Annotated in this window: 9 protein-coding genes; 1 reads left to right on the forward strand and 8 read right to left on the reverse strand. The window is 45.3% G+C overall.

The features are described 5' to 3' along the window. The 5 genes from nadE to argF form a co-directional block, all read right to left on the reverse strand. Positions 1 to 774, reverse strand: coding sequence for an NAD(+) synthase (nadE, locus tag E4K68_RS09405; protein WP_135378672.1), 774 nt, complete (start codon positions 772 to 774; stop codon positions 1 to 3). A gap of 1 nt (position 775) precedes the next feature. Continuing rightward, positions 776 to 2230: a nicotinate phosphoribosyltransferase gene (locus tag E4K68_RS09410; RefSeq protein ID WP_135378673.1), complete on the reverse strand. Its 1455-nt coding sequence runs from the start codon at positions 2228 to 2230 to the stop codon at positions 776 to 778. A 554-nt stretch (positions 2231 to 2784) separates the two neighbouring features. Then, on the reverse strand, positions 2785 to 4167 hold the full coding sequence (argH, locus tag E4K68_RS09415) for an argininosuccinate lyase (RefSeq protein ID WP_135378768.1): 1383 nt from the start codon (positions 4165 to 4167) through the stop codon (positions 2785 to 2787). Between the two features lie 177 nt (positions 4168 to 4344). Then, positions 4345 to 5553 (reverse strand): argininosuccinate synthase, encoded by a 1209-nt coding sequence (locus tag E4K68_RS09420; RefSeq protein ID WP_135378674.1) that lies wholly within the window; start codon positions 5551 to 5553, stop codon positions 4345 to 4347. A 111-nt stretch (positions 5554 to 5664) separates the two neighbouring features. After that, positions 5665 to 6609, reverse strand: coding sequence for an ornithine carbamoyltransferase (argF, locus tag E4K68_RS09425; protein ID WP_135378769.1), 945 nt, complete (start codon positions 6607 to 6609; stop codon positions 5665 to 5667). 310 nt (positions 6610 to 6919) lie between these two features. On the opposite strand from argF, the gene E4K68_RS09430 reads away from it, so the two are divergent. Next, positions 6920 to 8110 (forward strand): zinc ribbon domain-containing protein, encoded by a 1191-nt coding sequence (locus tag E4K68_RS09430; protein ID WP_243450317.1) that lies wholly within the window; start codon positions 6920 to 6922, stop codon positions 8108 to 8110. A 141-nt stretch (positions 8111 to 8251) separates the two neighbouring features. Here E4K68_RS09430 and E4K68_RS09435 read toward each other — a convergent pair whose 3' ends face one another. The 3 genes from E4K68_RS09435 to carA form a co-directional block, all read right to left on the reverse strand. Next, entirely contained in the window at positions 8252 to 9112 is an 861-nt protein-coding gene (locus tag E4K68_RS09435; protein ID WP_135378676.1) for a YitT family protein, read from the reverse strand. Positions 9113 to 9252: 140 nt separating this feature from the next. Next, on the reverse strand, positions 9253 to 12450 hold the full coding sequence (gene carB / locus E4K68_RS09440; protein WP_135378677.1) for a carbamoyl-phosphate synthase large subunit: 3198 nt from the start codon (positions 12448 to 12450) through the stop codon (positions 9253 to 9255). Further along, entirely contained in the window at positions 12440 to 13618 is a 1179-nt protein-coding gene (gene carA, locus E4K68_RS09445; RefSeq protein WP_135378678.1) for a glutamine-hydrolyzing carbamoyl-phosphate synthase small subunit, read from the reverse strand. Before carA ends, carB begins: the two co-directional genes overlap by 11 nt. Positions 13619 to 13676 lie beyond the last annotated feature (58 nt).

Genomic DNA, 13676 nt, shown 5'->3' on the forward strand with positions numbered 1-13676 from the left:
TCAGTCTAACCCCTTTAGTTTAGGAAGTTCTAATTGAGGAGGGAGATGACGCTTATGCTCACTCTGACGATGTAACGTTTCGATTCGTTCTTGTACCTCAGGGGCAACCTCTCCTCCCAGTAAGTAACGGTCAATCAGATCATAGGTTAGCCCCAGTTCTGTTTCATCCGTCTGCCCAGGCCAAAGTCCGGCTGTGGGTACTCGTTTAACAATTTCTGGGGGAAGTCCCAATACCCTTGCCCAGGCGCGTACCTCAGTCTTCGTGAGAGAACTAATCGGTAAGAGATCCACACCACCGTCTCCATATTTTGTAAAATACCCAATATAGCTCTCTGGAGCATTATCTGTCCCTACCACCAAGTAATTAAGGGCATTTGCCACAGCATAGAGGGTTGACATACGCAACCGGGCCTTTAAATTTCCCTGACTCATTTTTTCCCCGACTAAAGCATATCTTTGACTTTCCAAACCCTTCTTGACGTGTTCGAAGATCTGAGTGTGGGCATCACCCAAGTCCACTTCCAACGGGCTGATCTCAAAGCCCTCTGCAATCCAATAAGCATCTTCCTTGTCATCCGGATTAGAATGACTAGGCATAATTACTCCAAGGCAATTATCCGGAAATGCTTGACTACAAAGTCCCGTAACCACCGCAGAGTCAACGCCCCCAGAGATCCCCACTACAACACCTTTGGCATTCGCTTCGGTAACCTTTTCACGCAACCACTGCACGGTTTGGTTGATACGGCCAGTTATTTCTTCATCTGTCCACATATTACTCCACTCCTTGATTCTTTGCTTTAATTTCATGATTGATTGCTACGAGAAGTTGGTGTTTTAAGTTAAAAAGATCTGTCGACAAATCGACAATATAGCTGTGCGGATTCGCTAAGCGTTTAACTTCATCCCAGAAAGTATCCAATTCTTTTTTGGCATAAGTTTGAATCTCTTTAAGCTTAGGTAATTCATAAACCCGCTTTCCATTTCTGAACACCGGAACTAAAAGTTCTCTAGTTCGAAAATCCCTTAACGTTTTCCGCTTCCACGTCTGAACAGGATCAAAAATGGTCAGAGATTCCCCTTCGAAAACTTCATCTTCCAGAGCAATGAGATCGGCCATAGCTTTTCCCCCTCGGTCGTAAAAACGCACCACCTTTTTTACACCTGGGTTCGTGATCTTAGTGATGTTCTCCGAGACTTTTAAACGCGGAAGAAAAACACCCTGTTCTTCTTCAGCGGCCAATTTGTAAACCCCCCCTAACGAAGGGTTATTTCCAGATGTAATGAGATTCGTTCCAACGCCCCAGGAGTCAATCACTGCGCCTTGGGCGCGAATGGCGAAGATTGTGTCCTCATCTAAATCATTAGAGGCCACAATGATTGCATCCTTAAGTCCTGCATCATCAAGCATACGTCGAGCTTCCCTAGACAAATAGGCTAAATCTCCACTATCCAGACGAATTCCTTGGAAGTGATGTCCTTCCTCTTCCAGTTCATGCCCCACCTTGATCGCATTTGGAACCCCCGATTCTAGAACATTATACGTATCCACAAGTAGTAAGCATCCATCTGGGAAGGTGCGTGCATACGCTCGAAATGCCTCCAATTCCGAGGGAAAACACTGAATCCAGCTGTGGGCCTGAGTTCCTGAAACAGGGATACCGAATCGTTTTCCTGCCAAAACGTTCGACGTAGATTGACATCCCCCGATGAAGGCTGCTCGTGCCCCCAAAACGCCTGCATCCGGTCCCTGCGCTCTCCGCAAGCCGAATTCCATGACTGGCCCCCCGGCTGCCGCCGTTACCACACGTGACGCTTTCGTTGCGATAAGGGTCTCAAAGTTTACTATATTCAAGATAGCGGTCTCTATAAGTTGTGTTTCGAAAATGCGCCCTTTCACGCGGATCAGTGGTTCATATGGAAAAACTGCAGTCCCTTCCGGTATGGCATCGATGTCTCCCGTAAAATGAAAGTTACGCAATTCGTCGATAAAGTCTTCGTTAAAAAGGTTTAGACTGCTCAAATACGTTAAATCTTTCTCACTAAAGTTGAGAGTTTCAAGATAATCTACGACTTGTTCGAGTCCTGCCGCCAGGGCATACCCCCCTTTAAACGGCAGTGTGCGAAAGAAAACATCAAATACGGCTTCTTTCTCACGACATCCGTTGACCCAGTAACCCTGCATCATCGTTAATTGATAAAGGTCTGTAAGCATTGTAAGATTTTCCATGATAATAGCCTCGCTTCATACTCTCCAACATAGCTTGTTAGAACGATTAGGTCATTCATTAATAGCATGCAAGAAATGGATTAAACCATGCGTGAGAATTTCGACCTTTCAGACGTCATTTCCTGCATAAAGTCTAAAATTAAAAACAAAAGGTTACTATTATTTACGCTTGCAAAGAGACAAGCCTTCAATTTAAGGCTTGTCTTTCAACTTTTTTACATAGTTAGGAACGAACTACGAAGAGTTATCCACAAGTATCCACAAACAAATGTCGATTATCCACCGTCTATCCCAAGCTTATCCACGATAAAATCCACCGTATTCTGATATTATCCACAGAGTTATCCACACTATGCACAGGTCTTTGATAATTTTTGTGAAAAACCAAGTTTGGAAACCCATCAATGAAGCATGGTACAAACTTTTGGTAAACCCCATACGGGTATTTGTTATTACTTTTCTGATTCCAATCCAAGTTTACCCTCGTTAACCCCTCAGCATTCTCTTCATGTTGACATTTTCGTCAAATTATTTTAATGAAATATGGTTCGACACTACCAGAGTAATTCTACCAACATCTCTCGACTTACTCGAATTCCTTCAGCAACCGTCTCCGGCGAAGGGCCCCCTGTGATCTTTCGATTGCGAACGCAATACTCAATCCCGATTGCTTCAAATAAATCCTCTTCAAAAACGGAGGAAAGCTCCTGATAGTCGCTTAAACCTAACTCTTCTAACCCAATTCCTTGTTTACTACAGTGTAATACAATCCGTCCGACTAACTCATGCGCCTCCCGGAAAGGTACTCCTTTCTTGGCCAAGTAATCTGCCAGATCCGTTGCATTCGTAAATCCACCTTTAGCTCCCCAAGCCAAGGTATCACGGTGTATCTGCATAGTCCGGAGCATCGGTTCTACAACCAACAAACACTTTTGAATCGTATCCACAGCATCAAAGACCTGTTCTTTGTCTTCTTGCATATCTTTGTTATAAGCGAGTGGAAGTCCCTTCATAACAGTTAAGAGGGCCATTAAATCACCATAAACTCGACCAGTTTTTCCCCTTACCAATTCTGCCACATCTGGGTTTTTCTTTTGGGGCATGATACTCGACCCTGTTGAATACCCATCATCCATGGAGATAAACTGAAATTCCCCGCTGGACCAAAGGACGAGTTCCTCGCAAAGTCTGCTAAGGTGCATCATAAGGATAGATGCACCTGCGAGAAATTCTATTGCAAAATCGCGATCGCTTACCCCATCTAAACTATTTAAGGTGACTCCATCGAAGCCCAGTTCCATGGCTACTTTTTCTCGGTCGAGTGGAAACGTTGTTCCCGCCATTGCCCCTGAACCGAGTGGGGAGCTATTCAAACGCTTTCGTGTGTCTTTAAGCCGCCCAAGGTCACGCAAAAACATTTGAACATAGGCCATCATATGATGGGCAAACGTAATCGGCTGTGCCTTTTGCATATGTGTATAGCCAGGCATCCAAGTCTCAAGATGCTCTTCTGCTAAACCAAGAAGCGTCTGGAGCAATTTATTCACCAAAAACTTAGTCTGGTCAATCTCTTCCCTCAAATAAAGTCGCAAGTCCAAGGCAACTTGGTCATTCCGGCTTCGCCCAGTATGAAGTTTTTTTCCTACAGACCCAATTCGCTCAGTCAAAAGTTTCTCTATATTCATATGGATATCTTCTGCACCGATCTCAAACTCCACATTTCCCGCTTGAATATCTTCTAAGATCCCTTTTAGTCCCTCTATTAAATGGTTGGCTTCATCCTCCGAGATAACACCCACGCTTCCTAGCATCCTCGCATGGGCTATACTTCCTTGGATATCTTGCTTGTACAAGCGTTGATCGAAGCGTATTGAGGAATGAAAATCTTCCACCAATGCATCCGTAGTCTTTTCAAAACGTCCGCCCCAGAGCTTCACATTACATCTTCCTTTCACTATGATTTACTTCTATTTTTGGGTCAAGCCAATTGTACGTTTGTACACGCTCAATTCTAACATGCTCTTTAGCACTAGTGCTTTTCAGTTAAATGCTTATAGTTGCAACAGTCTCATACTTACGAAGAAAGCGCCGAGTATCGGCGCTGATCTTCGCACTTATTTACGCAACCCTGATTGTTTCTCCATTAGCGCTCTTACTTTTAGTGGCAAACCAAAGAGGTTAATAAATCCTCCAGCATCCTTCTGGTCATACACGCCGTCTTCGCCAAAGGTAGCATACGCTTCATTATATAGAGAGTAAGGAGATTTCACGCCCGCTAAGGCACAATTTCCCTTGTATAATTTTATACGCACCGTACCTGTAACGTTTTTCTGGGTTACATTGACAAAAGCATCCAAAGCCTCACGTAGCGGAGAATACCATAATCCGTCATAAACAATTTCAGCATACTTTAAGGCTATTTGCTCTTTGTAATGGAGCGTAAGGCGATCAAGTGTGAGATGTTCCAAAGCCTGATGCGCCATATAAAGAATCGTTCCGCCTGGTGTCTCATAGACGCCGCGTGATTTCATCCCGACCAGGCGGTTCTCCACCATATCGACGATTCCAATCCCATTCTTTCCGCCCAACTCATTAAGGGTTTCCAGTAAGGCAACCGGTGCGATCTTCTGCCCGTTCAACGATGTAGGAATCCCTTGCTCAAACCCAAACTCAAGATAAGTTGCTTCATCAGGCGCATCCTCGGGAGAAACTCCTAAAAGATAAAGGTCCCGTTTAGGTTCATTCCACGGATCTTCTAGATCTCCACCCTCATGGCTCAAATGCCACAAGTTGCGATCCATGCTATATGGACGATCCTTAGTCACCGGAACAGGAATTCCACGAGCTTCAGCATAATCGATGCAATCTTCTCGAGACTTGAGATCCCAAATCCGCCAAGGAGCAATAATTTCCAAATCTGGATTAAGCGCTTTGACACTCAGTTCAAATCGAACTTGGTCATTTCCTTTGCCAGTTGCGCCGTGGGCTATTGCAACTGCACCCTCTTTTTCGGCGATTTCAACTAACCTACGAGCAATCAGAGGACGGGCAAACGAGGTCCCTAGAAGATACTTCCCTTCGTATACCGCTCCAGCTTTTAACGTTTGAAAAATGAATTCTGAAACAAACTCTTCTCTCAGATCTTCTATATACAGCTTGCTCGCACCACTTTTAATCGCTTTTTCTTGCAGCGGAGCCAACTCTTCCCCTTGTCCAAGATCTGCCGCCATGGCAATAACTTCATACCCGTATGTTTCCTTGAGCCAAGGAATAATAATGGACGTATCCAACCCTCCCGAATAGGCTAAAACGACTTTTTTCATAGTTGATCTCCCTCTTTTCATAAATTCCTAATCAATGGAAGATTTCCTCCGTAGAAATCATATACAAGTCAAGTATGCAAGTCAAGAACCGTTCCGTCCCTTTCATTCTAATTACATTACTACCGCCATGATTGCCTTTTGAGCGTGCAGACGGTTTTCTGCCTCATCAAAGACAACCGACTGCACCCCTTCAATCACCTCATCCGTAATTTCCTCACCACGGTGGGCTGGAAGGCAATGCAAAACAATGGCCGATGAGTCTGCTTGTTTTAGCATGTTTGAATTAATTTGAAACCCTTCAAAAGCCGCTTTACGCACCTGGGCCTCTGCCTCTTGACCCATACTTGCCCAGACATCCGTATAAAGTACATCCGCACCTTTGACAGCTTGTATGGGATCATCGACCACTTCTACGCATCCACCATTGGCTTTAGCATCTGCTTGGGCTAGAGCGACAACCGTCGGGTCTGGCTTATATCCTGGAGGAGAAGCAATTACTACATGCAAACCCATCTTTGCTCCGCCGTACATCAGAGAATGGGCCATGTTATTGCCATCTCCAATGTATGCCATCTTTAGGCCTGCTAGGCGACCTTTGTGTTCCTGAATAGTCATAAGGTCTGCCATGACCTGACAAGGATGAAGCAAATCTGTCAGTCCATTGATAATCGGGATTGAGGAAAATTCCGCCAAATCCAAGACTTCCTGATGGCTAAAGGTACGAATCATGATCCCATCCACCATCCGAGAAAGCACTCGCGCTGTATCAGCAATCGTTTCGCCTCTTCCCAGCTGAATATCCCGTCCGCTAAGAAAAAGTGCATGCCCCCCAAGTTGGTACATCCCGACTTCGAAGGAAACCCTCGTCCGTGTTGAAGACTTTGTGAAAATCATTCCCAAGGTTTTGCCTTGAAGTACTGGATGAGGCCGCCCCGCTTTTTGTTCCTCTTTAAGTTTTCTAGCTACATCTAAAATGCAGCTTAATTCGTCTTGAGTATAATCATGAAGTGAAATAAAATCTCGTCCTTTAAAGATTGACTGATCTATTTTTTTTATATTGTTCATATCACTCACTCCTTCAATGTGCATTATTATACTTTTATATGCATAATAATGCAATACTAAAAATCACTTTTTTTAGTATGCAATATTTTTCGAATGATAATCCAACACTAGTATAGTTTAAGCAGGATATATAAGCTATAATCACGAAGGAAAACTGTTAAACTTATTTTTTGCTTCGTGATCTCTAATTCATTTTCATGGACTTTTGGAGAAGCGAAAAACCCCGAGCCCTGGAATTTAAACATTCTGGACCTCAAGGGGTTTCGAGAGTATCTAATATTAAAAAAGAGGAGGTATTAGCATGCCCTGGTCTGAACGTCTGAAATTAGCTTGGACGACATTTAAACGAGAAGCGCTTCCCTTGTATGGCTGGACCCTCATTTTCACAGGGATCTGTACTATTGTGATAGTTGCCATGGTGGTAGGAGTCTTATTCCAGTTACGTTGGGCATTCCCCCAGCTACAAAGCATTGGAGAATCCTTTTCATCAGGGATGCCTATCCCAGGGATACCTCCTTCTCAAGGTTTAACCCCTTTTGCTGGCCCGTTCAGTTCTCCACATCAAGATCCCTTTGCCGCCTTCGGTAGATTAGGTAATGTTTATAACATTCTATCTGCATTTGGAAGTCTAGTAGGAACTTTTTTGTTAATCATTATTTTCGTTTGGTTAGCCGGATGTGCCTTTTATACAGGATTGTTCAACTTGACCACCAAAGCTTATCATGAAAAAGTCACCTTTAGGGATTTTCGTTTAACGGGTTTTTTCCGTTTCCTCGGCTGGCAAGGAGTGCTCCTTTTGATTAAAGTGATCCTCTTGATCATCGGCCTGATAGGCGCCTTCTCCCTGATTCACTTTAAAGTCGCGCTTGCCGCTTTCTTTATTGCATATGGCCTCTTGATTGTCATTGTTGTACTATTTGCCTTGCCTTGGCTAATGACATCTGCCATTTACCTCTTAGCTAACCGCAACGAAAGATTTGGTGATGCATTTAGGGGCAGCTGGCGATTCTTCCGAAGACACAGGGGCTCCCTTTGGGGATACCTCGGAACCGTTATTTTGATTGAGATCGCGGTTCAAATTTTAAGTAAGATTTCACAAGGAATCGCAGGAGTAGTCACTCTTGTAGTTAGCCCCTTTATCGCAGTCCTAGCCATTGTTTGGGTTTTGTCCCTTAAAGATGGCGAACGTCTTGAAACACCGGCACCCATACCGATGCAAACACTGGCATCCACTATAACTTCACCAGCCGCTCACCTACCAACCGTCAGTGACTCAATTTCTGGACCTCAGCCGCCTGAGACAGAAGTTGAAGTTAAATTGGAAACCACCCCTGGATTTAGAGAATCCAAGATATCCTTAGAGAAAACGGAGACCCCAACCCTTTCTGAACCCCTGCCCTCGTTTTCTGAAGAAAAACCCAGATATTGCCCCTCCTGTGGAAAAGTCAATTCAGGTACGGCGTATTGTCCACAATGTGGGACAAAACTCTAACAGGCTTAGTTACCTACGCTCTGCCATGATGGCAAGTTTTTTGTGTCGCGGAATACTAAAAGGAACCTAAATGAAACTTATATTTTCTGACTGGTATTAAAGAAAGACGCCTGCTCGACAAATCATCCAGCAGGCATCTTTTTAGTGAATTGCTTTCTTTTTAAACCTTCCACCCATTACTTCATGCACGCTACTAATCGTGACAAAAGCATTATCATCAATTTCATCAAGAATCGATTTTAACTTAGAGATTTCTAACCGTGTAACCACGCAATATAGGACACCCTTTGATTCCCCTGTAAATCCACCTTCACCTTGCAGCCGAGTAACACCTCTTCCTAGTCTAGCCATCAGTACTTCAGCAATCTCTTCATATTTATCCGAAATAATCATGACTTCCTTAGATTCATCTAACCCCTCTACCGTAAGGTCAATGACTTTAAAGGCAATGAAATAGGCAACGAGTGAGTACATAGCTCTATCCCATCCAAATACTAAGCCCGCGCTGCTTAGTATAAAGAGGTTAAAAAACATTACTATTTCTCCAATGGAAAATGCTGTTTTCTTGTCTAGAACTATGGCAATAATTTCTGTCCCATCTAAAGAGCCACCATAACGAATGATTAGCCCCACTCCAATTCCTAGGACAATTCCGCCGAAAACAGACGCTAAAAATACATCATGAGTAATTCCAGGTACCGGATGTAAAACACTGACCCACATAGACAACATAGCAACCGAAAAAATTGTGGAGACAGTGAACGATTTTCCAATTTGTAAATATCCAAAGATAAAAAATGGAATGTTGAGAACAAATATGAATAAACCCACAGGCCATTTAGTAAGAAACCCAGCCATGATGGAAATGCCCACAATTCCACCATCAATCACGTTATTAGGAATTAGAAAAATTTCCAAGCCTATTCCCGCAAGAGCAGACCCCAGGATTAAAAATAAAACTCGTTTAACGGTTTTCTCAATCCGTTTCTTTTTGCTAAGCAATATTCATTCACCTCTTTCCGGTCAAAACATTAGCATTTACCATAACTATATGTCGACGATAAACTTCTAATCCGCGCATCATTAATTATGCACAAAATGCCTGCTCGACAAACCGTCCAGCAGGCATTTTTCTTCTCCCCTTACAACGCCAAATACTCCTGCAACGATAGAACCTGGGGCGTAGTCTGACTCCGAATTTCTTGCAAAGCTCGCACGACGGCTTTCGCCGTGTCCATAGACGTAAAGCAGGGAACCCCATGTTCCGCCGCTAACCTTCTCAGCATATAACCCGTGTGTTCCGGCTTTTTCCCTTTGGTAGGAGTACTGAGAATAAAGGAAAATTCCCGTTGCCGAATTGCTTCCCGTAGGGCCTCGCTCGATTCGCTCACCTCTTCGACCTCTACACCACACAGAGCCAGGGCCTTGGCCATATCGCCCGTCCCTTTGACTCCAAACCCCAGCTGTGCTAATTGCCGGGCTAAAGTTATGGCCTCTGGGCGATCTTTTTCTGCCACGGAAACCAGTATATTTCCATCATTCGGAAGGGGAATATGAGAAGACGCAAAGGCCTTCGCTAAAGCGTGCCCAAACTGAGTGTCCATCCCTAGGACTTCGCCCGTTGATTTCATCTCAGGCCCCAAGGATGTTTCGACTTTAGTCAACTTTTCGAACGAAAAGACGGGAGCCTTCACGACCACGAACGGTACCTCTGGAGCAAGACCGTGTTTGTAACCCAACTCCTTCAATGTTTTACCTAGGGCAACTTGAACCGCCAAATTCACTAACGGAATTCCTGTGACTTTGGAGAGAATAGGCACTGTCCGGCTCGCCCTCGGGTTCACTTCCAGCACAAACACCTTGCCCCGAACGACGACAAATTGAATATTGATAAGTCCTTTGATGCCAATTCCCTCAGAGATACGGCATGTAATATCCTGAATCTGTTCGATTTCAGCAGGCGTTAAACTTTGAGGCGGATAGACTGCCAAACTATCCCCCGAGTGAACTCCCGCGCGCTCGATATGCTCCATAATGCCCGGGATCACGGTTATTTCACCGTCTGAGACCGCATCCACTTCAACTTCTTTTCCTTCAAGATATCTATCCACCAAAATCGGGTGTTCCGGAGACAGGTGAATAGCCCGTCTTAAATAGTCATCAAGTTCACTGAGCGATTCCACCACTTGCATGGCGCGCCCCCCAATGACGTAAGAAGGACGAACGATCACGGGGAATTCGAGTTCCTCCGCAATTCCTTTAGCCTGATCAATGGAAGTCACGCTGCGTCCTTCAGATTGAGGAATCCCTAGACGACCTAGGAGCTGAGCAAAGCGTTCCCGATCTTCTGCCATATCAATCGCATCAACGGGTGTACCCAAAATTTGCACTCCGGCAAGATTGAGTCTCCCTGCCAAATTAACGGCTGTTTGCCCTCCAAATTGAACTAAAACTCCATCCGCTTTTTCCTTATTCAATACATGAAGCACATCTTCGACGGTCAACGGCTCAAAATACAATTTATCCGCAGTATCAAAATCCGTCGAGACTGTTTCCGGATTATTGTTAATCATAATCGCTTCCACACCCGCTTCTTGCAAAGCCGCAAGGGCATGGACAGAGCAATAATCAAATTCAATTCCTTGCCCGATCCGGATAGGCCCGGAGCCTAGGACGACGACTTTGGGACCATTACTGATCTCCACCTCATCTTCGTCGTCATAACTAGAATAGTAATAGGGCGTTGCCGAAGCAAATTCAGCTGCACAGGTATCGACTGTCTTGAAGACCGGAATGATTCCGGCCGCCAAGCGCATGGAACGAACTGCTTCCTCTGAACGCCCAGTGAGCTTGGCTATCGCTAAATCCGAAAATCCTTGGACTTTAGAAAAACGCAATAACTCAGTGGTTAACTCTCCACTTTGTAACCGTTTTTCGAGGGAAACAAGTTCTTTGATCTTAGACAAATAGAAGGGATCAATTTGCGTAAGCATTTGTACCTCAAGAATGGTCCAATCCCGTCGAAACGCTTCGGCAATGGCAAAAAAACGTTCATGATCCGTTCGAACAAGCTTATCTTCAATCTCCATCTCAGTCCAGCGCCCAGAAGCCGAGATCCGAAGTCCTACACTGCCGATTTCCAAAGAACGCGCCGCTTTTAACAGTGCGCCTTCTAGAGTCCGTTCCATGGCCATTACCTCTCCGGTCGCTTTCATCTGCGTACCAAGGCGATGATCCGCCGCAGGAAACTTATCGAACGGCCAACGAGGGAATTTAACCACTACATAATCAAGAGCTGGTTCAAAACAGGCACTGGTATGCCCTGTGACCGGGTTTGTCAATTCTGGGAGGGTAAATCCTACCGACAGAAGTGCTGCCATCTTGGCAATGGGATAACCCGTCGCCTTCGAAGCGAGCGCACTGGAACGGCTAACCCGTGGATTCACTTCAATCACCACATATTCCCGGCTCGTCGGATTCAAGGCAAATTGCACATTACACCCGCCGTTAACCCCCAAGGCCCGAATAATCTTCAAGGATGACGCCCGCAACAACTGATACTCAACATCTGTTAGGGTTTGCGACGGTGCCACCACGATGCTATCCCCAGTATGAATTCCTACGGGATCAATATTTTCCATATTACAAATCGTGATGCAATTATCCGCATCATCTCGCATGACTTCATACTCGATTTCCTTCCAACCTGCCACACTCCGCTCCACGAGACATTGTCCAATCGGGCTGGACTGCAATCCTCTCTGTAAAACTTCTTCCAGGTTCCTGGCATTTTTGACAATCCCTCCGCCCGTCCCACCAAGGGTATAAGCTGGCCGAATAATCAACGGAAATCCCTGCTGATTGGCAAACTCTTCTCCTTCTTCTAGGGTCGTCACGATCACACTTTTCGCCACGGGTTCTCCTAGTGAAAGCATCGTTTCCTTAAACGCATCGCGATCTTCCGCTTTGTAAATGGTTTCCGCATTACAGCCGATGAGAGCCACGTCATAACGCTTTAAAACCCCAGTGCGCTCCAATTCCATCGCTAAATTAAGTCCTGTTTGGCCACCCAAGGTTGGCAGCAATGCATCGGGCCGCTCTTTACTGAGAATCCCCTCTAAAGACTCTGGCAGCAGAGGTTCAAGATAGGTAGTATTGGCTGTTTTTACATCCGTCATGATGGTTGCCGGATTACTGTTCACCAGGACAACTTCTAAACCCACTTCACGAAGGGCCTTACACGCTTGAGTCCCGGCATAATCGAATTCTGCGGCTTGCCCAATCACAATCGGACCGGATCCGATGACAAGGATCTTTTTCCACGCCGGGTTAAGAGGCATGATGCGCCCTCCATTTCTGCATTAATTGCGCGAACTCATCAAAGAGATAAAGGGATTCACTCGGTCCTGGTCCGGCTTCCGGATGATACTGAACTGAGAAGACAGGCAAATCTCGATGTTTTACCCCTTCCACACTTTGATCGTTGAGATTACGATGAGTTATATATAAAGGAGTTTGCTCCAGACTTTCCTCAGCAATAGCATACCCGTGGTTTTGCGAGGTGATCGTCACTCGTTTTGATTCTAGGTCTTGGACCGGTTGGTTTCCACCCCGATGCCCAAACTTCATCTTATACGTGTCCCCCCCTAAAGCGAGTGACAAGAGTTGATGTCCTAGACATATTCCGAAAATAGGGCGTTTCCCTATTAGGCTACGGATCGTCTCAATCCCCACAGCCACTTCCTTAGGATCTCCCGGCCCATTCGACAGAAAGACGCCATCCGAATCAAGGGCTAAAATTTGCTCTGCAGATGTGGTATGGGGAACGACCGTCAGATCAAAACCACTCTCTTGCATGGCATGTAAAATATTTCTCTTGATCCCGAAATCCATCACAACAACATGAAACGTTTTCTTCTCGGTTTGATCAGACGATGAAGGTTCAGCCGGTGGAGTATTTGCGGTGTTTGCAACTACTGCTGCGATTTTATCACGTACAGCGGGTAAAGCAGGTAAGGTATAAATTTCCGCGGTACTAACTTTTGCCACAACATCGGCTGGCACAAGCCACGCCTTCAACCTTGGAACCCACTCACCCAAGTGCTCAATCTCAGTTGTAATCACTCCGCGTAAAACTCCATGTTCTCGAATGATCCGCGTTAAAGCACGGGTATCTATCCCTTTAATCCCCACAACCCCCGATTGCGCCAACGTCCTGGAAAGGTTCTTCTCCATCTGCCAGTGACTGGGATTTCGGGCCGCTTCTTTCACAATAAATCCCTGAACCTGAACCTTCTCCGATTGGTCATCCAGCCTATTTATTCCGTAATTTCCTACGAGTGGATAGGTCATACATACCATTTGCCCCGCATAAGAGGGATCGGTTAACACTTCTTGATAACCTGTCATCCCCGTGTTAAAGACGACTTCTCCCAAAGCCTCCCCAGTTGCCCCAAAGGACTCTCCCATAAAAATCTTACCAGTCTCAAGTACGAGTGCTGCTTTCATTCCAACCCTCCTCGGGAAAAATCAATCGTCATTTTTATAGTCCTCTACTACTTCTAGA

The sequence above is a fragment of the Desulfosporosinus sp. Sb-LF genome (assembly GCF_004766055.1).
GTDB lineage: Bacteria > Bacillota > Desulfitobacteriia > Desulfitobacteriales > Desulfitobacteriaceae > Desulfosporosinus.